Source organism: Pseudomonas sp. SJZ131, from assembly GCF_007828705.1.
GTDB classification, from domain to species: Bacteria; Pseudomonadota; Gammaproteobacteria; order Pseudomonadales; family Pseudomonadaceae; genus Aquipseudomonas; species Aquipseudomonas prosekii.
The window spans coordinates 95942-114834 of record NZ_VIVC01000008.1; the positions used below are offsets into that span (position 1 = coordinate 95942).

At 58.9% G+C, this 18893-nt stretch carries 13 protein-coding genes; 9 read left to right on the plus strand and 4 right to left on the minus strand.

Annotated elements, in window-relative coordinates; all coding sequences use genetic code 11:
* Positions 1-95: 95 nt before the first annotated feature.
* The 3 genes from FBY12_RS27405 to FBY12_RS27415 all read right to left on the minus strand — a co-directional run bounded on the left by FBY12_RS27405 (position 96) and on the right by FBY12_RS27415 (position 2573).
* A complete protein-coding gene (locus FBY12_RS27405) occupies positions 96-1346 on the minus strand; it encodes a ribonucleotide-diphosphate reductase subunit beta (protein WP_092279009.1) in 1251 nt (416 codons plus the stop codon).
* 515 nt (positions 1347-1861) lie between these two features.
* Positions 1862-2116, minus strand: a complete 255-nt coding sequence (locus FBY12_RS27410) for a hypothetical protein (RefSeq protein WP_145257576.1) — start codon at positions 2114-2116, stop codon at positions 1862-1864.
* Between the two features lie 190 nt (positions 2117-2306).
* The gene (locus FBY12_RS27415) at positions 2307-2573 is read right to left on the minus strand and encodes a DUF2790 domain-containing protein (protein ID WP_145257579.1); all 267 of its coding nucleotides are present in this window, start codon (positions 2571-2573) and stop codon (positions 2307-2309) included.
* Positions 2574-2979: 406 nt separating this feature from the next.
* Between FBY12_RS27415 and acs the strand changes: the two genes are divergently transcribed.
* From acs to argR, 7 genes are all read left to right on the plus strand, one after another.
* Positions 2980-4935 carry an acetate--CoA ligase gene (gene acs / locus FBY12_RS27420; protein WP_092279015.1) on the plus strand — a complete coding sequence of 652 codons (1956 nt, stop codon included), beginning with the start codon at positions 2980-2982 and terminating at the stop codon, positions 4933-4935.
* Positions 4936-5631: 696 nt separating this feature from the next.
* Positions 5632-6405: an ABC transporter substrate-binding protein gene (locus FBY12_RS27425; protein WP_145257582.1), complete on the plus strand. Its 774-nt coding sequence runs from the start codon at positions 5632-5634 to the stop codon at positions 6403-6405.
* A gap of 91 nt (positions 6406-6496) precedes the next feature.
* Positions 6497-7186: an ABC transporter permease gene (locus tag FBY12_RS27430; protein ID WP_092279019.1), complete on the plus strand. Its 690-nt coding sequence runs from the start codon at positions 6497-6499 to the stop codon at positions 7184-7186.
* Positions 7183-7881 (plus strand): ABC transporter permease, encoded by a 699-nt coding sequence (locus tag FBY12_RS27435; protein WP_092279021.1) that lies wholly within the window; start codon positions 7183-7185, stop codon positions 7879-7881. The genes FBY12_RS27430 and FBY12_RS27435 overlap by 4 nt, the downstream gene beginning before the upstream one ends.
* 1 nt (position 7882) lies before the next feature.
* Entirely contained in the window at positions 7883-8995 is a 1113-nt protein-coding gene (locus FBY12_RS27440) for a M14 family metallopeptidase (RefSeq protein ID WP_145257585.1), read from the plus strand.
* A gap of 27 nt (positions 8996-9022) precedes the next feature.
* Positions 9023-9787 (plus strand): ABC transporter ATP-binding protein, encoded by a 765-nt coding sequence (locus FBY12_RS27445; protein WP_046042317.1) that lies wholly within the window; start codon positions 9023-9025, stop codon positions 9785-9787.
* A gap of 248 nt (positions 9788-10035) precedes the next feature.
* Complete coding sequence (argR, locus tag FBY12_RS27450; protein WP_092279026.1) at positions 10036-11016, plus strand: transcriptional regulator ArgR; 981 nt, start codon at positions 10036-10038, stop codon at positions 11014-11016.
* Positions 11017-11041: 25 nt separating this feature from the next.
* Here argR and FBY12_RS27455 read toward each other — a convergent pair whose 3' ends face one another.
* Positions 11042-16099 carry a dermonecrotic toxin domain-containing protein gene (locus FBY12_RS27455; protein ID WP_256663367.1) on the minus strand — a complete coding sequence of 1686 codons (5058 nt, stop codon included), beginning with the start codon at positions 16097-16099 and terminating at the stop codon, positions 11042-11044.
* Positions 16100-16403: 304 nt separating this feature from the next.
* On the opposite strand from FBY12_RS27455, the gene FBY12_RS27460 reads away from it, so the two are divergent.
* Together FBY12_RS27460 and aruF are read left to right on the plus strand one after the other, a co-directional pair.
* Positions 16404-17624, plus strand: coding sequence for an aspartate aminotransferase family protein (locus FBY12_RS27460; protein WP_145257588.1), 1221 nt, complete (start codon positions 16404-16406; stop codon positions 17622-17624).
* 195 nt (positions 17625-17819) lie between these two features.
* Positions 17820-18839 carry an arginine/ornithine succinyltransferase subunit alpha gene (aruF, locus tag FBY12_RS27465; protein ID WP_121731185.1) on the plus strand — a complete coding sequence of 340 codons (1020 nt, stop codon included), beginning with the start codon at positions 17820-17822 and terminating at the stop codon, positions 18837-18839.
* Positions 18840-18893 lie beyond the last annotated feature (54 nt).

The window sequence follows — 18893 nt, forward strand, 5'->3', positions numbered from 1 at the left end:
ATGTAAGTTACATTTAGAGTGCGGCTATATATTAGATTTTATAAATAAAAAGGTCGCCTTTCGGCGACCCTTACTAGCGCTTCGTTTGTTGGAAGTCAATCCCAGCTCAAAGCCCCACCAGTCTGATACTCAATAACCCGCGTCTCAAAGAAGTTTTTCTCTTTCTTCAAGTCCATAATCTCGCTCATCCAAGGGAACGGGTTAGTCGTCCCTGGATACTCTTCCTTCAACCCAATCTGCGACAGACGACGGTTAGCGATGAACTTGAGGTAGTCCTCCATCATCGCCGCGTTCATCCCCAATACACCGCGAGGCATGGTGTCGCGTGCGTATTCGATTTCCAGCTGAGTGCCTTGCAGAATCATCTGCGAAGCTTCTTCCTTCATTTCGGCATCCCACAAGTGCGGGTTTTCGATTTTGATCTGGTTGATCACGTCGATGCCGAAGTTCAGGTGCATGGATTCGTCGCGCAGGATGTATTGGAACTGCTCGGCGACGCCGGTCATTTTGTTGCGACGGCCCATGGAGAGGATTTGGGTGAAGCCGCAGTAGAAGAAGATGCCTTCCAGAACGCAGTAGTAGGCGATCAGGTTGCGCAGCAGTTCTTTGTCGGTTTCGACGGTGCCGGTTTCGAACTTCGGATCGGAGATCGAGCGGGTGTACTTGAGGCCCCAAGTGGCTTTTTTCGCGACCGATGGGATCTCGTGATACATGTTGAAGATCTCGCCTTCATCCATGGCCAACGATTCGATGCAGTACTGGTAGGCGTGGGTGTGGATCGCCTCTTCGAAGGCCTGGCGCAGGATGTACTGGCGGCATTCCGGGTTGGTGATCAGGCGGTACACGGCCAGGACCAGGTTGTTGGCAACCAGCGAGTCGGCGGTGGAGAAGAAGCCGAGGTTGCGCATGACGATGCGGCGCTCGTCGTCGGTCAGGCCTTCCGGGTCTTTCCAGAGGGCGATGTCGGCGGTCATGTTGACTTCTTGCGGCATCCAGTGGTTTGCGCAACCGTCCAGATATTTCTGCCAGGCCCAGTCGTACTTGAATGGCACGAGTTGGTTGAGGTCGGCGCGGCAGTTGATCATGCGCTTTTCGTCGACAGCGACACGGGCGGAGGCGCCTTCGAGTTCAGCCAGACCTTCAGCGACGTCGAGGTTGTCCAAGGCAGCCTTGGCACGCGCGATCGCGGCGGAGTCGGACGCGGTCACGGCACGCGCTTCTTGGGCGGCGACGCCACCGGCGGTGTCGAGGCGGTCCATGTTGGCTTCAGTCGCGTGGCCGGCGTTTGCGCCTTTTACCGCTACTTCGCCCGTGTCTTCTTTGTCGAATTCGTCCCAGCTCAGCATGACGTGTCGTCTCCTGCGTGAGGGCCAGTTTGCCCGTGTGATGGTTTTTCACACGGTCGTACTGACCGCGTTGGATCTTAAGGAATCGTTTTTTGCAGCAGCTATACGCAGGCATCAAACAGAATTTTGTACGGAAAACCCGAAGCCGCCTCGGTGCGCAGAAACGTGAAAAGCGTCTGCCTGGGCTTCGGATGCCTGCCTGTCCCTGTAAGGGAATATTGCAGGCCCGTTTGAGGCCGCATTATAGGGAAAAAAACCGGCGTGTGGTGCGACGAATCGGCGCTGAGAACGGTAGGCGAGGGCGGGTATTTGGGTCGGAGCGAGGGTTTACAGGGCTTTGGCTGGGGATCGACTGCGAAGATTTTTTTTTGCTAATTTTTGGCGAGGCGTATTTTTGATCAAAAAACAGCCAAAAAAGCGCTTTTTCACTATATGTTGTGTTTTGCGAGCCTTTTCGATGCCCTCAGACACAACTGAGCCCGACCGAAGTCGGGCGGTGGCTAATCAGCCAAATGTCAGCTGAAAGTGGCCGAGTAGGTGCGTTCAAAACCATCAGCAGCGAAAGTCGCCGAGCCGGTTTTGTCGTAGCCATCTTCTGCAAAGGTTGCCGAGCCAGTGCGGTCGTAGCCATCTTCGGCGACGGTAGCCGAGCCGGTGCGATCGTAACCATCAGCAGCGACTGCCGAGCCGGTGCGGTCAAAACCATCAGCGGCGAAAGCGCTGCCGGCCAATACGGAAAGGGTCAGGGCGAGGATCAGTTTGGTTTTCATGGTGGTAGCTCCAGGTTCGTTGGCGTTTTGTGCCTTGGGTGTGGAAGTGATACTACGCCAGTGAATTTGATTAAAAAGCGCAAATAATCGCACTAAACAATCGTGTTATTCGATCTATACGGTTCGGCGCTTCAGCTACCAGATAGCGCGGGCAGTTGGGTCGAACCGTTTAGAGGGGTAGTGCGGGAGATCAGCCGTTAGAGCAGCCGTTGCCCATAACGCTGTAACGCAGGATGTGGCGCTGACCTTTGGAGTCGTCGTATTCCATTTTCATCGGAACAACTTCACAGACATTCGGGATTTCGCTCATGGACACGACGTTGGCGATGTCCAGGTGGGTGGAGTAAGTGTATTGCTCTTCCACCGGTTGTTGCAGCTGCGCGACATCAGTCGGGGCCTCGTCTGCCATGGCGGTTAAGCACATGCTGCTGAGGGCCAGAACTAATAAAGCTTTCATTTCAAATTTACCTTTCTAAGGTCGAGTGGGGTCACGCAATCTTTTTGGGATTGCGTGTGGAACTTCAGTACTTGGTTTTTTGATTAACTGCCTTCGTGGGGGCTGCAACTTGGTTAATCAGGTTTGCCTTGTTGGCGAGGCTGATTTTAGGCGTGAGGGTTGGATTCATATACCCGTGCTTTTGATAAACACCTTTCGCAATTCCCGTAACAATCAGTAATAAGTCAGAAAATCGCGGGTGATCGTGCGGGCTCGCGGCCCAGTAAATGCGGGGGTTGGGCAGTTTTAGCGGTGTGTCCACGACGCTGGGCAGGGGCTTGTTACTACCATCGTCGAATGGTTCTATAGGCCCGGCCCGGCTACAACAGGGTCATACAAAAACAACTATTCCACCGAGGTAAGAAAGATGAGTGCGGCTTCTTTGTATCCCGTTCGTCCCGAGGTAGCAGCCAATACGCTGACTGACGAGGCCACCTATAAGGCCATGTACCAGCAGTCGGTCGTCAACCCGGACGGCTTCTGGCGCGAACAAGCTCAGCGTCTCGACTGGATCAAGCCTTTCACCACGGTGAAACAGACTTCCTTCGACGATCACCACGTCGACATCAAATGGTTTGCCGACGGCACACTGAACGTTTCCTACAACTGCCTCGACCGTCATCTGGAAGAGCGCGGCGATCAAATCGCGATTATCTGGGAAGGGGATGACCCCTCCGAAAGCCGCAACATCACCTACCGCGAACTGCACGAACAAGTCTGCAAGTTCGCCAACGCCTTGCGCGGCCAGGATGTGCATCGCGGCGACGTGGTGACTATCTATATGCCGATGATTCCCGAAGCCGTGGTCGCCATGCTGGCCTGTACCCGGATCGGCGCGATTCACTCGGTGGTGTTTGGTGGTTTCTCGCCGGAAGCGCTGGCGGGGCGGATCATCGATTGCCGTTCCAAAGTGGTGATTACCGCCGATGAAGGCGTTCGTGCCGGCAAGAAAATCCCGCTGAAGACCAACGTCGACGACGCGCTGACCAACCCGGAAACCAGCAGCATCCAGAAAGTCATCGTGTGCAAGCGCACCGGTGGCGACATCAAGTGGAACCAGCATCGCGACATCTGGTACGAAGACCTGATGAAAGTGGCGGGCAGCGTTTGCGCGCCGAAAGAGATGGGCGCCGAAGAAGCGCTGTTCATCCTTTACACCTCCGGTTCCACCGGCAAACCGAAAGGCGTGCAGCACACCACTGGCGGTTACCTGTTGTATGCGGCCATGACCCACGAGCGCGTGTTCGACTACCGCCCGGGTGAAATCTACTGGTGCACCGCCGACGTCGGCTGGGTCACCGGCCACACCTATATCGTCTATGGCCCGCTGGCCAATGGCGCGACGACCGTGCTGTTCGAAGGCGTGCCGAACTATCCGGACATCACCCGGGTGGCGAAGATTGTCGACAAGCACAAGGTCAACATCCTCTACACCGCACCAACAGCGATCCGCGCGATGATGGCGGCGGGTAACGCTGCAGTCGAAGGCGCGGACGGCAGCAGCCTGCGCCTGCTGGGTTCGGTGGGTGAGCCGATCAACCCGGAAGCCTGGGATTGGTACTACAAGAAGGTCGGCCAGTCGCGCTGCCCGATCGTCGACACCTGGTGGCAGACCGAAACCGGCGGCAACATGATGAGCCCGCTGCCGGGTGCCCATGGCTTGAAACCTGGTTCGGCTGCTCGTCCGTTCTTCGGCGTGGTGCCGGCACTGGTGGACAACCTGGGTAATATTCTGGAAGGCGCCGTTGAGGGCAACCTAGTGATTCTGGATTCGTGGCCAGGCCAGGCGCGCACGCTGTATGGCGACCATGACCGTTTTGTCGACACCTACTTCAAGACTTTCCGTGGCATGTATTTCACCGGTGACGGTGCGCGCCGTGACGAGGATGGTTATTACTGGATCACCGGTCGCGTGGATGACGTGCTGAACGTTTCCGGGCACCGCATGGGCACCGCCGAAATCGAAAGCGCGATGGTTGCGCACCCGAAAGTCGCCGAGGCAGCGGTGGTCGGCGTGCCGCACGACATCAAGGGCCAGGGCATTTATGTCTATGTCACGTTGATCGGCGGCGAAGAGCCGAGCGAGCAACTGCGTCTGGAACTGAAGAACTGGGTGCGCAAAGAGATTGGCCCGATTGCTTCGCCGGACGTGATCCAGTGGGCGCCGGGGCTGCCGAAAACCCGTTCAGGCAAGATCATGCGGCGGATTCTGCGCAAGATCGCGACTGCCGAATATGACGGCTTGGGCGATATTTCGACCCTGGCGGATCCGGGCGTGGTGCAGCATTTGATTGATACGCATAAGACGATGAACGTTGCGTAAGCAGCTGTTTTGATCTGTTGAAGCCCTGCCAGGTGTTATCTGGCGGGGCTTTTTATTGGCTGGGGGGCTTGGGGTGGTTGTGCGGGCCTCATCGCGAGCAGGCTCGCTCCCACAGTTGATCTTTGGTGAACATAAATCCTTGCCGGGCGCAGATCCCTTGTGGGAGCGAGCTTGCTCGCGATAGCGACCTGTCAGGCACCACATCAACAACGTCCAATAATTATCGGCTTCACTCGTAGGCCATTTCCCACTGTTACCTCCACCGATGAATGTGTCTGAATGTGTAACCGCCCGCGCCAATCCGGGGCATTGGGAAACGCACAGGCCCGTTTCGGAGCGTCTAAACCGCGGGTGAAAAATAAGACACCACGCTGTACTTGCCGGATTAGAAGGGTTTGCCAATAATAGGCCCGCAATTTGCAGCATAGATCGGTTTACAATCTTTTGCTCTTGCATGAAATTGCAGGGCTGTCAACGTGTCCAAGTGGCTTTCTCGGTGCATCTGTAATTAGTTGTCGCATTGAAGAAATATCGACTTCGGGCCTGTCGTTAGAATGCCGATCACTCGCTCGTCGTCGCTCGCGCTGAATCAGCGTGGGTTTTGCATGACGCAGCAGCGCTTTTCGATTTCACCCATTCGCATATTGGGCTGTCGCTCACTCTGCCGTTTTTGCCCTTTACCGATGGAGTCCCGAGATGAAGAAACTTGTGCTGCTTGGCGCCTTGGCACTGTCCGTGCTGTCCCTGCCAACCTTCGCCGATGAAAAACCCCTGAAGATCGGTATCGAAGCGGCTTACCCTCCGTTTGCCTCCAAGGCACCGGACGGCAGCATCGTCGGTTTCGACTACGACATCGGCAACGCTCTGTGCGAGCAGATGCAGGTCAAGTGTGTGTGGGTCGAGCAAGAGTTCGACGGTCTGATCCCGGCACTCAAAGTGCGCAAGATCGACGCGATCCTGTCGTCCATGTCGATCACTGAAGATCGCAAGAAGTCGGTCGACTTCACCAACAAGTACTACAACACCCCGGCCCGTCTGGTGATGAAAGAAGGCACGCAAGTCAGCGAAGGCCTGGCTGAGCTCAAAGGCAAAAACATCGGCGTGCAACGTGGTTCGATCCACGAACGTTTCGCCCGTGAAGTGCTGGCGCCGCTGGGTGCTGAAATCAAACCTTACGGTTCGCAGAACGAAATTTACCTCGACGTCGCTGCCGGTCGCCTCGATGGCACCGTGGCCGACGCCACGCTGTTGGATGACGGCTTCCTGAAAACCGACGCGGGCAAAGGTTTTGCGTTCGTTGGCCCGGCCTTCACCGACGTCAAATACTTCGGCGACGGCGTAGGTATCGCGGTTCGCAAGGGTGACGCGCTGAAAGACAAGATCAACACCGCGATCACGGCCATCCGCGAGAACGGCAAGTACAAGCAAATCCAGGACAAATACTTCGCCTTCGATATCTACGGCAAGTAACACGTCCCGGCGACAAGTCCGAAATGGCGCAAGCAACAGGATCTCTGCGGTTTGCGCCATTTTTTCATCCCAACTTTCGAGGACCTGAATCATGTTGAAAGGCTACGGGGCTGTCATCCTCGATGGCGCATGGCTGACGCTTCAGCTCGCCTTGTCGTCCATGGTCCTGGCCATTGTTCTGGGCCTGATCGGCGTTTCGCTGCGTCTGTCCCCGATCCGCTGGCTGGCGTGGCTGGGCGACCTGTATTCCACGGTGATTCGCGGGATTCCCGACCTGGTGCTGATCCTGCTGATTTTCTACGGTGGTCAGGACCTGCTCAACCGCGTCGCGCCGATGCTCGGTTTTGATGACTACATCGACCTGAACCCGTTGGCCGCCGGTATCGGCACGCTCGGTTTCATCTTCGGTGCGTACCTGTCGGAAACCTTCCGTGGCGCGTTCATGGCGATCCCCAAGGGTCAGGCCGAAGCGGGCATGGCTTACGGGATGAGCAGTTTTCAGGTGTTTTTCCGGGTGTTGGTGCCGCAGATGATTCGCCTGGCGATTCCGGGTTTTACCAACAACTGGCTGGTCTTGACCAAAGCGACCGCGCTGATTTCGGTGGTCGGGCTGCAAGACATGATGTTCAAGGCAAAGCAGGCGGCCGATGCCACCCGCGAACCTTTCACCTTCTTCCTCGCAGTGGCGGCGATGTACCTGGTCATCACCAGTGTTTCGTTGCTGATATTGCGTCAACTTGAGAAGCGCTACTCGGTAGGCGTAAGGGCGGCTGATCTATGATCTTCGACTACAACGTCATTTATGAGGCCTTGCCGCTGTACTTCGGTGGCTTGCTGACGACGCTCAAACTGCTGGCGATTTCGCTGTTCTTCGGGCTGCTGTGCGCGTTGCCGCTGGGATTGATGCGCGTCTCGAAAAACGCCGCCGTCAACATGACTGCCTGGCTGTACACCTACGTGATTCGCGGCACGCCGATGCTGGTGCAGCTGTTTTTGATCTACTACGGTCTGGCGCAATTCGAAGCCGTGCGCGAAAGCGTGTTGTGGCCGTGGCTGTCCAGCGCGACGTTCTGTGCGTGCCTGGCGTTCGCGATCAACACCAGCGCCTACACCGCCGAAATCATTGCCGGCAGCTTGCGCGCAACGCCTAACGGCGAGATCGAAGCGGCGCGGGCGATGGGCATGTCGCGCTACAAAATGTACAAGCGCATTCTGCTGCCGTCGGCCCTGCGCCGGGCGCTGCCGCAGTACAGCAACGAAGTGATCATGATGTTGCAGACCACCAGTCTGGCGTCGATCGTGACGTTGATCGACATCACCGGCGCCGCGCGCACGGTCAACGCGCAGTATTACTTGCCGTTCGAGGCGTACATCACCGCTGGCGTGTTCTACCTGTGCCTGACGTTCATTCTGGTCAAGCTGTTCAAACTGGCCGAGCGCCGCTGGCTGGGCTATCTGGCCCCGCGGAAGCACTGATATGGAACGTATCGACCATTGCTTGCCGTGGAGCCACTTGGGCAGCGAACGGCACATTTCGGTGTTCCGCTTCGGTAAAGGCGAGCGCAAGGCCTACATTCAGGCCAGCCTGCACGCCGATGAATTGCCGGGCATGCGCACCGCGTGGGAGCTGAAAAAGCGCCTCACCGAACTCGAAGCGCAAGGCTTGCTCAACGGTGTGATCGAACTGGTGCCAGTAGCCAATCCGCTGGGCCTCGGCCAGTTGCTGCAAGGCAATCACCAAGGACGTTTCGAGGCCGGCAGCGGCAAGAATTTCAACCGTGATTTCGTCGAACTCAGCGCGCCGGTGGCCGCTGCGGTGGACGGGCGTCTGGGCGATGATCCGCACGCCAATATCCGTTTGATCCGCCAAGCCATGAGCGATGCGCTCGCCGCATTGCCGCTCGCAGCGAGTCAGTTGCAAGGCATGCAGCGTGTGTTGCTCAGCCACGCCTGCAGCGCTGACGTGGTGCTGGATTTGCATTGCGACGCCGAAGCCGCGCTGCACATGTACGCCTTGCCGCAGCATTGGCCGCAATGGCGTTCGCTGGCCGCACACCTGGACGTCAAGGTCGGTTTGCTGGCCGAAGATTCCGGTGGCAGTTCGTTTGATGAAGCCTGCTCGCTGCCGTGGCTGCGTTTGTCGCGGCTGTTCCCGGACGCGCAGATTTCGCTGGCATGCCTGGCAACGACGATTGAATTGGGTGGCCAGGCTGACACCGGTCGCGCCGAGGCTGAGGCTTACGCCGAAGGCATTCTGGCGTTCCTCGCCGAGCAAGGCCTGATCAGCGGCGAATGGCCGAAACCGGCGCGCGATGCCTGCGAAGGCATGCCGTTCGAAGGCACCGAATTGCTGTTCGCGCCGCATCCCGGCGTGGTGAGTTTCCTGCGCAAGCCGGGTGAGTGGGTCGAGGCCGGCGACGAGATTTTTCAAGTAATCGATCCTTTATCCGATCGCGTCAGCACGATCTGTGCTGGTACGTCCGGGGTGCTGTTTGCCGTTGAACGGCTACGTTATGCCCAACCCGGTTTCTGGCTGGCCAAGGTGGCGGGGCGCGAAGCGCTGCGTCACGGGCGCTTGCTCAACGACTGACTGACTGTTTTTGTGAGAACCGACCGCATGTACAAACTTGAAGTCCAAGACCTGCATAAACGCTATGGCAGTCACGAAGTGCTCAAGGGTGTGTCCCTGAAAGCGGCGGCTGGCGATGTGATCAGCATCATCGGCTCCAGTGGCTCCGGCAAAAGTACTTTCCTGCGTTGCATCAACCTGCTCGAGCAGCCGCACGCGGGCAAGATTCTGCTCAACAACGAAGAGCTGAAACTGGTGGCCAACAAGGACGGCGCGCTGAAAGCCGCCGACCCGAAACAGCTGCAACGCATGCGTTCGCGCCTGTCGATGGTGTTCCAGCATTTCAACTTGTGGTCGCACATGACCGCGCTGGAAAACATCATGGAAGCGCCGGTCCACGTGCTCGGCATGTCCAAGGCTGAAGCCCGCGAGAAAGCCGAGCACTACCTGAACAAGGTCGGCGTGGCGCATCGCAAGGACGCTTACCCTGGCCACATGTCCGGCGGCGAGCAGCAGCGCGTGGCGATTGCCCGTGCGTTGGCGATGGAACCTGAGGTGATGCTGTTCGACGAACCGACCTCGGCGCTCGATCCGGAACTGGTCGGCGACGTGCTCAAAGTCATGCAGGCCCTGGCGCAGGAAGGCCGGACCATGGTTGTGGTCACGCACGAAATGGGCTTCGCCCGTGAGGTGTCGAACCAGTTGGTGTTCCTGCACAAAGGCGTCGTCGAAGAAAGCGGCAACCCGCGTGAAGTGCTGGTCAATCCACAGTCCGAACGCTTGCAGCAATTCCTCTCTGGCAGCCTGAAGTAAACCGAACTCCCGCTGCGCACCGGGATAGTGCATGCTTCGCAGCCTAAAGACTGGCCCCGCCCCCCTGTAGGAGCGAGGCTTGCCCGCGAAGAGGCCGTGTCAGTCGACATCATTTGTGAATGACACACCGCCTTCGCGGGCAAGCCTCGCTCCTACAGGGGGTTGCTGCCGGTTTTGAGATTTGCGTTCATTTACGGGCTAGCATTGGCCCATGCCTTCATCACTGTTTTTGTTTCGGATTGCCCGCCATGACTGCCCATCGAATTGGTTTCCTGATTTGGCCCAGCACTAAAGCTCTGACGCTTGCGCTGGCTGAGGAGGCCTTGCGTGTTGCTCAGCGTGTGCATCCAGACGTTGTCTACGAACTGTCGTTTTTGCAGGCCGAGCCGCCAACCGAAGGCGCCTGGCAATTGCCCGGTGAACCGTGGGCCGGCAAACTTGAAAACTTCCAGAAACTGTTTTTGCTCGCCGATGAGCCGCCGACCGCATTGGCCCCGGCGCTCAGCAGTTCGCTCAAACAACTGGTGCGCGCCGGTTGCGTGATTGGCGGGTTGTCCGCCGGTGTTTACCCGTTGGCGCAACTCGGTTTGCTCGACGGTTATCGCGCTGCCGTGCACTGGCGCTGGCAGGACGACTTCGCCGAGCGCTTCCCCAAAGTCATCGCCACCAGCCATTTGTTTGACTGGGATCGTGATCGCCTGACCGCGTGCGGCGGCATGTCGGTACTCGATTTGTTGCTGGCAGTTCTGGCCCGCGACCACGGCGCCGAACTGGCCGGTGCCGTCTCCGAAGAACTGGTGGTCGAGCGCATCCGCGAGGGCGGCGAACGCCAGCGCATTCCGCTGCAAAACCGCCTTGGCTCCAGCCATCCGAAGCTCACCCAAGCGGTGCTGCTGATGGAAGCCAACATCGAAGAGCCGCTGACCACCGACGAAATCGCCCAGCACGTGTGCGTGTCGCGTCGGCAGCTGGAGCGCATCTTCAAGCAATACCTCAACCGCGTGCCGAGCCAGTACTACCTGGAACTGCGCCTGAACAAGGCTCGGCAAATGTTGATGCAAACCAGCAAGTCGATCATCCAGATCGGCCTGTCGTGTGGCTTCTCTTCGGGGCCGCATTTCTCCAGCGCCTACCGCAATTTCTTCGGCGCCACGCCGCGCGAAGATCGCAACCAGCGCCGCAGCAGCAGCCCGTTCGAGTTGTCTTCAGTACCTTCAGAGCGCGGCTGAAGACTGCTTTGGCGCAGGCGCAAAATCAGTCTTCCACGGTTGAGTTCTCTGAGTCGGACACCTCCATTTCCGCGCCGTCGATGATCGCTTCCACGCCAAAATCAATTCTGGTTTTCTTTAAGTAGGCACGCAGGAGTTGCAGGCTTTCTTCGGAAAACGGGTTGTCGCGCAGGTTGATCGCCGTTCCCGTGTCACTGGGCAATTCCAGCAGGTCGCTGGGCAAGTCGCGAATCCCGTTGCTGCTCAAGTTCGCTTCATCGAGCGCTTGTAACTGCAACAAGCCATGCGGCAATTCCGTGATCAGCGTGTCATTGAGAATCAGCATCGACAGGTTGGGCATCTGACTGACATCGGGCGCCAGCGTCAGCGGATTGCCGCTGAGGTCGAGGATGTCCATTTTTTCCATGCCTGCCAGTGCCGCCACGGTGTTCGGCGTAAGAGTGATATGGCAATCGCTGAGCTCCAGCGTTTGCAAGCGGCCCATGTTGAATACGCTGTCCGGGATCGTGGCGATTCGATAGTCGCGGATGGTCAGCGCTTTAAGTTTGGGGAAGCAGCGCAGGAACCCGTCACCCACGGTCGTAAGTCCTTCATCGCTGCCCAGATACAGATGCGATACGTGGCTGAAGTCGGCGGTCAGCGTCGGCAGGTCACCGACGATGATCATTTCGATATCCAGCTCGTATGAAGGCTCGCTCGGGTCCAGCGGGTTGTCGAACTGGTCCAGTTCGAGGTCTTTGCGCCAGGCTTTTTCGATCTCGCGCTTGAAGTTGTCGCGGGTGCCGTGCTCCAGCAGCAATTGCAGCGGCGTGAAGGGCTGCTCGGTTACTGGATGCAGTGCCGGCACATCGACGGTCCACGCCGCCAGCGTATTAACCATCGTGCTGTATTCGGTTTCGAGCCGCGTGAGTTCGATGCGACCGGTTTCCAGCGTGCCGGGCAATCGGTACACAAAATCACTCGCCTCTTCGCGTCCCAACAGCGGATAAAGATTCACCGCCCGTTCCAGATCGGCTTGCGGGGCAACCACACCAAAGTCCTGGCCGATGCGCTGGAAGTTGGCCTTGATGCGATTGCGGGTCGCATCGGAGAACGGGTTGTCACCGAAATCGAAGCGATCGACCCGTTCCGGCGGCAGGTCGAACAGCTCGACAGGCAGTTCACTGATTGCGTTGTCCGAGAGAATGGCCCCACGCAGGACGGTGCGTGTGGCCAGTCCGGCGGGGACGCTGGACAGTTGGCATTCGTTCAGGTCGAGGTATTCGAGCGCTGGCATGCCTTCCACGCTGAAGCTTATTCCCAGCGGATTGCGATAGAGATCCAGCGTGCGCATCTTGCTCAGCGCAGCGATGACAGCCTGCGTCTCAGCGCTCAGGCGCAGGTGACAGTTGCTGATGATCAGTTGGGTCATGCCGGGTCGGGTGGCGATCACCTCTGGCAGGTTTGGCAGAGCAATGTCGCGCACTGCCAAGCGGCGCATGCCGGTGAAATGATTCAAGAACGCTTCGCCGCCCAGTGTCATCTCATTGCCTTCCAGAACGACATGAGTGATATGGCCGAAATCGGCCTCGAACGCAGGCAACTCGCCAATGATCGGGTGAATGAAAGAGAACAGATAGTCCGGATCGGGCGCTTGCGCAGTCGCCTCGTTGAGCGCGGTTTGCCGACGCCAGCAGCGTTGCAATTCACTCTTGAGCAGTTGCCGGTTATGCGTGTTGGCCGCTATTTGTGCCGGGCTCAAATCGGCGCCGGTCAAGGGGTGCAGGTTTACTTCGGCGTTGGCCCAGATGTCGAGGTCGGTACTGAGCCGAATAAATTCCGCGTGCAGGCGCGATAGCTCGACGCGCGCGCCCGAGGGGTGTTGTTGCAACCTGTGGGTGAATACGGCGAGTTCTTCTTGAGTGAAGGAGGGGTACACCACTTGAATCCGCTCCTGCAGCGACGGTGCGCCGGGATGCGCGAGTCGGTAGCCATCCGCGCCGCCCGGCAGGCGCATGATATTCGGGTCGTAGGACGGTTTGCGTACGGGCGTGGAGGACAGCAGCGCCTGCAATTCTTCATGGGCGAGCGCGTGCTCGCGGATGTTCTGTTTGAGCAGCGGACCCTGGCCGATGTGCAGGTTGAGATTTTCGCGCTCGCTGTCCGGCAAAGCGCTTAACAGGCTGTTGTAAAAATCGTCGCTGCTTGCCAGTTGTGCACCGGCGTTGTCGTAAGGCTGGTAGCGCCCATCTTCGAGCTGCACCAGCACTTTGCGCGGCGAGGTCAGCGGTCCGGTGCTGTCGATGGTTTCGCCTTCAAATGAATAGCGTTTGATCTCGATGCGCACATTCCCCGACCAGCCCGGCAGGCTCGATAACGAATGCACGGCCAAACGCTCGGCATCCGGATTGTCCACCGAACCCAACTCCAGACCTTCGCGGGCGCGCACCGCTCGCACCTGTTGCTGCGTCCAGCGCGCCAGTTCCTTGAGGCGCGGGGCGACGACGCCTTGTTCCAGTTGCTGCAACTCGCGTGCGCTTGCGCTCAGCAACAGTTCTTGCGCCGAGCCGGCGGGCAATCCGGGCACTGCGTCGATGAGGTGCTGGGCCAAAGGGTCTGCGCTGATTTGCTGAGCCCGGTAACGCGCCTCGAACAGCGTGTTGCGGCGCGCCTGGGCAATCTGCGTCAGCCGAGCGCGAAGTTGCCCGCTGCGAACCTGCAGAGCTAACTGCGGATGGCCAAAAGGTTCGGCAAACAAGGCCTTTATTTCCGCCTCGTTCAAGCAGCCGAGCGAAGCCTTGAGGACGTCGCCATTCAGCTCGGCGACGTCATACACGCGTGCGCCGTGATGGCCGCTCAGGTCGCTTTGCCAAGACACTTGGCCATTGCTGTCGAGCAGGCGCAGCGCTTTATGGCTGGGCCATGGCATGTGCTCGGTCAACAGTTGCAATTGCGTCGGCGCGTCGGCGCTGAGATAGAGCTCGGCATGCTCGCTGCCGAGGCGTTCTATAAAAGTGCGCAGATCCTTGTCGATCTTCAAACGCTTGAGCGTATCGGCGAGCAAGGCGGGCAGAGGTTCATTGTCGACGTGGAGTCGACGCAGGGTATTTTCGTGGTATCCGCTGATGCTCAGGGCTTGTTCACGCTCGGCGAGGGACAAGCTGTCGGCGAGATGACCGAGGCGCATCAGGAGTTTCTCGCGAGTCCAGCTCAGCGGTTGCTCGTGCTCCGTTTGCCAGGCGCCATCGCCGTTGTGTTTCAGTCGTGGTTTGTAGGCTTCAGGACGGTTTGGGTGTTCGATCAGGAACGGTTCTCGGCCATTGGTTTTTGTCACGCGATAAGTTTTGTCCTCAAGTATCAGCAGGCTTTTTTCGTTGTGCTGACGCAGGCCCAATTCGCCCGGTGACAGCTGCGTCGCAGGCTCTGATTGTTGGTATGGCTGCATGTCGCCGTCCCAATAACGGGTCTGGCCGCCAGCGGATTTGACTGGCGTGAAGCGATCAATGAAGTCGATCCAGGTAGGCGGCAGTACCTGGCGAAATTCGCCGACAGCGATGCTGCCACCGGCGGCGAACGTGCCGAGTTGCACCAGTGTTTCCACCACGCCCATGGTGTGCTCGAAGGCTTGCTGCGTCAGGCCTTCGGCCCAGTCGACAATCCCTTCGAAGGTTTCATCGAGCACCTGGTACGCCGTGTAGGCCAGCATCAGTTCGCCGAGAAACGGCACGAACGGCAGCGCCACCAACGCAGCGATTTGCAACACCGCCGAGGCAATTCCGGTGAACGAATCCCAGCGTTCCCAACGGGCTTTTCTATCGGCATTGGCGGTGGACACTGCGAGCGTTCGCGCGTCATTGAGAATCTGGTCGAGCTTGCGTTGCTGCAGATGATTCCACAGGTTGGCGCGGATGGGCGTTGCGGCAAATTGCAGATTGCTGTGCGCGGCCGGTGTCTCGCGCCAGCTCGGCAGTGGATCCCCGCGCTCGCGTCGATGCCAAGTGGTTTGGGTCAGGCGGTTATTCAAATCCGCAAAAAAATAACCGCGATCCGCATGCGCGACGAAGCGGCTGAAGAACGCCTGGTAATTTTTCGAGCGCAGGCGCTTGCTCAGGTCAGCCATGAACTCGGCGCTGGACGGGTATTCCTTCAGCGGCTGCTCGGGATCATCGGGAATGTAGGCGATCACCGGGACGGCGTCGCGGTGGCGTTCCAGGTCCGGCGCGAACAGCAGAATGCCAGTGAGGCGCGCGTTCATCATGGTCAGGTCGTGGCATAGCAGCGGTTTGCCATTGAGCACCGGGTTTTGACCGCCCTCTATCAGCCCGAGCAGCGAGCGATAGGTCGCCTCGTTCATCGGCTCTCGCGCAATCAGCGCCAGTTCGAGGGCCAAGCGCAACGCAGATTTGTGGCTGTCGCTGATCTGCGGTTGCAACACCGCGCGCACCAGGCCGTTGCTGATGCCGAGATTGTCTTCGAGCCAGGCCTGATATTGCTTGCCCAAATCCAGCTCGCGACACAGCCGCGCGAAGTCGCCGATGCCCAGACGATGCTTGATGTGTCGGAGCACTTCGAACTGGCCGGTCGCGGAGGGCTCGGTGATGTAGGCCGATTGCGCGGCATAAGCGTCGTCCTTCGCTTCATCGGGTTCGAAATTGTGCAGCGCCGCGTCCAGCAATGAAACGGTCCAGGTGCGCGCGCCTCCTGACTTGATCGGGAACCACGGTGTGGTGGTCGGGATATACAGGCGCAACCAGGTGGTGTTGACGTCCAGGTCCAGGCCGAATTGTTGTTTCAGCGCGGCGCGCAGCAGTGGCGCACCAAATTCGCGGGCGTTCTGCAGTCGTTGCAGGCGTTGGTCGATGGCGTTCTGCGCGTGCCAGTAAGCGCTGTTCAACTGCTTCAGCGTGCGGTGCTGGGCCGACGTGACATGGCCGAATTGACCGATTGCACGCGGATGGATGTCGGCAAGGGTGGCGCGGCGAGCGGCGCTGGCATTGAGCAGCCATGGCGGCAACGCGGCTGCCAAGTGGCCGTAATGTTCGTCGGGATGTAGCGGCCATAACGGCGCAGGGCGGATGGGTTGAAAGTCCTTGGAAAAATTCACGGTGCTGTCCTTGGCGTGTCGAGCTCGCTATCAGACCCGCCAATCATTTTTCATGTGCGGTACATATTTACCGCACATCAAACAAACCCGTGGTTTCAAATACACGCGGGTGCCGCTCATCCGTCGCATCGGTTTAAACTGCGCCATTGCGACGGTATATGTCGCATTGCCGTAAACCCGGCTAAAACCGGGGTTGGCGCTATAAGAAGTTGTCGCTTGGCGGCAAGGCCGGGCTGAAAACTGTCCTTACAATCCCCTCATCGCTCGCCAGTTTCAGGCGGGTGTTCCTCTTCAGGAGACTCCGATGTCCGTTGAGCACGCTGCGGTACAACGCGCCGATTTCGACCAGGTAATGGTTCCCAACTACGCGCCTGCCGCATTCATTCCTGTGCGTGGTGCCGGTTCCCGCGTTTGGGACCAGTCTGGCCGCGAGCTGATCGACTTCGCCGGCGGGATTGCCGTCAACGTATTGGGCCATGCGCACCCGGCGCTGGTCGGTGCCTTGACCGAACAAGCGAACAAGCTGTGGCACGTGTCCAACGTGTTCACCAATGAGCCGGCCTTGCGCCTGGCGCACAAGCTGATCGACGCCACGTTTGCCGAGCGCGTGTTCTTCTGCAACTCCGGCGCTGAAGCCAACGAGGCCGCGTTCAAGCTGGCCCGTCGCGTCGCGTTCGATCGTTTCGGCAGCGAGAAGTACGAAATCATCGCCGCGCTGAACAGCTTCCACGGCCGCACGCTGTTCACCGTCAACGTCGGTGGCCAGTCGAAGTATTCCGACGGTTTCGGTCCGAAAATCACCGGCATCACCCACGTGCCTTACAACGACCTGGCTGCACTGAAAGCTGCGGTTTCGGACAAGACCTGCGCCGTGGTGCTGGAACCGATCCAGGGCGAGGGCGGTGTATTGCCGGCCGAGCTGGCTTACCTGCAAGGCGCCCGCGAACTGTGCACCGAGCACAATGCGCTGCTGGTGTTCGACGAAGTGCAGACCGGCATGGGCCGCAGCGGCAAGTTGTTCGCCTACCAGCATTACGGCGTGACTCCGGACATCCTCACCAGCGCGAAAAGCCTGGGCGGCGGTTTCCCGATCGCGGCCATGCTGACCACTGAAGAGTTGGCCAAGCATTTGGTCGTCGGCACCCACGGCACCACGTACGGCGGCAACCCGCTGGCATGCGCGGTTGCTGAAGCGGTGATCGACGTGATCAACACCCCTGAAGTGCTCAGCGGCGTCAACGCCAAGCACGACAAGTTCAAGGCGCGCCTGGAGCAGATCGGCGAGAAATACGGCCTGTTCACTCAGGTGCGTGGCTTGGGTCTGTTGATCGGTTGCGTGCTGAACGATGCGTGGAAAGGCAAAGCCAAGGACATCTTCAACGCCGCCGAGCGTGAAGGCCTGATGATCCTGCAAGCCGGCCCGGACGTGATTCGTTTCGCCCCGAGCCTGGTGGTGGAAGACGCCGACATCGACGCCGGCCTCGACCGTTTCGAACGCGCTGCGGCGAAACTGGCACAAGCCTGATAGACCTTTCGACGCCTGACGATTCAGGCGTCGATGCAAATTTTTATGCCGGACCCGCTTTTCTGTAAGAGCGAAGCTTGCTCGCGAAGGTGTGTCAGTCACTGTGATGTCGACTGACACACCTTCGCGAGCAAGCTTCGCTCCTACAAGGGGCCGGCTTATTTCCCCACAAGAGTTAGAGAAAGGAGTGACACCATGCTGGTGATGCGCCCCGCGCAAATGGCTGATCTGGGCGAGGTACAGCGTCTGGCTGCGGACAGCCCGATTGGTGTCACTTCCTTGCCGGATGACGTTGAACGCCTGAGCGACAAGATCGCCGCGAGCGAAGCGTCGTTTTCCGCTGAAGTCAGCTTCAACGGTGAAGAGAGCTATTTCTTCGTTCTCGAGGACTCCGCCACCGGCAAACTGGTCGGCTGCTCGGCCATCGTCGCCTCGGCCGGTTATTCCGAGCCGTTCTACAGCTTCCGCAACGAAACCTTCGTTCACGCCTCCCGCGAACTGAAGATCCACAACAAAATCCACGTGCTCTCGCAGTGCCACGACCTGACCGGCAACAGCTTGCTGACCAGCTTTTACGTGCTGCCGGAACTGGTCGGTTCGCCGTGGTCGGAACTCAACTCGCGTGGGCGCTTGCTATTCGTCGCCAGCCACCCGGAGCGTTTTGCCGATTCGGTGGTTACCGAAATCGTTGGTTACAGCGATGAAAACGGCGACTCGCCGTTCTGGGATGCAATCGGGCGTAACTTCTTCGACCTCAACTACGCCGCCGCCGAGCGTTTGTGTGGCCTGAAGAGCCGCACGTTCCTCGCCGAACTGATGCCGCATTACCCGATCTACGTGCCGCTGCTGCCGGACTCTGCGCAAGAAGCCATGGGCCAGGTGCACCCGCGCGCGCAGATCACCTTCGACATCCTGATGCGCGAAGGTTTTGAAACCGATCATTACATCGACATCTTCGACGGCGGCCCGACCTTGCACGCGCGCGTCTCGGGGATTCGTTCGATCGCCCAGAGCCGCGTGGTCCCGGTGAAAATCGGCGAGCCAGTCAAAGGTGCCGGTCGCCAATACCTGGTAGCGAACGCGCAGTTGCAGGATTACCGCGCGGTATTGCTCGAGCTCGATTACGCGCCCGGCAAACCGGTGACCCTGGACCTGGAAGCGGCCGAAGCGTTGGGCGTCGGTGAAGGCGCGAGCGTGCGTCTGGTAGCGGTTTGACCGCTGTTTTTTGCTCAACAGAATGCCTGAAAGCAGCGAGTTTCACGGGTGGCG

Excerpts from the sequence above, each read along its gene's own strand:
- FBY12_RS27460 (WP_145257588.1), top strand. The coding sequence starts at position 16,404 with ATGTCCGTTGAGCACGCTGCGGTACAACGCGCCGATTTCGACCAGGTA.
- FBY12_RS27415 (WP_145257579.1), bottom strand. The coding sequence starts at position 2,573 with ATGAAAGCTTTATTAGTTCTGGCCCTCAGCAGCATGTGCTTAACCGCC.
- FBY12_RS27435 (WP_092279021.1), top strand. The coding sequence starts at position 7,183 with ATGATCTTCGACTACAACGTCATTTATGAGGCCTTGCCGCTGTACTTC.
- FBY12_RS27430 (WP_092279019.1), top strand. The coding sequence starts at position 6,497 with ATGTTGAAAGGCTACGGGGCTGTCATCCTCGATGGCGCATGGCTGACG.
- FBY12_RS27425 (WP_145257582.1), top strand. The coding sequence starts at position 5,632 with ATGAAGAAACTTGTGCTGCTTGGCGCCTTGGCACTGTCCGTGCTGTCC.
- argR (WP_092279026.1), top strand. The coding sequence starts at position 10,036 with ATGACTGCCCATCGAATTGGTTTCCTGATTTGGCCCAGCACTAAAGCT.
- FBY12_RS27440 (WP_145257585.1), top strand. The coding sequence starts at position 7,883 with ATGGAACGTATCGACCATTGCTTGCCGTGGAGCCACTTGGGCAGCGAA.
- acs (WP_092279015.1), top strand. The coding sequence starts at position 2,980 with ATGAGTGCGGCTTCTTTGTATCCCGTTCGTCCCGAGGTAGCAGCCAAT.
- FBY12_RS27405 (WP_092279009.1), bottom strand. The coding sequence starts at position 1,346 with ATGCTGAGCTGGGACGAATTCGACAAAGAAGACACGGGCGAAGTAGCG.
- FBY12_RS27445 (WP_046042317.1), top strand. The coding sequence starts at position 9,023 with ATGTACAAACTTGAAGTCCAAGACCTGCATAAACGCTATGGCAGTCAC.
- aruF (WP_121731185.1), top strand. The coding sequence starts at position 17,820 with ATGCTGGTGATGCGCCCCGCGCAAATGGCTGATCTGGGCGAGGTACAG.
- FBY12_RS27410 (WP_145257576.1), bottom strand. The coding sequence starts at position 2,116 with ATGAAAACCAAACTGATCCTCGCCCTGACCCTTTCCGTATTGGCCGGC.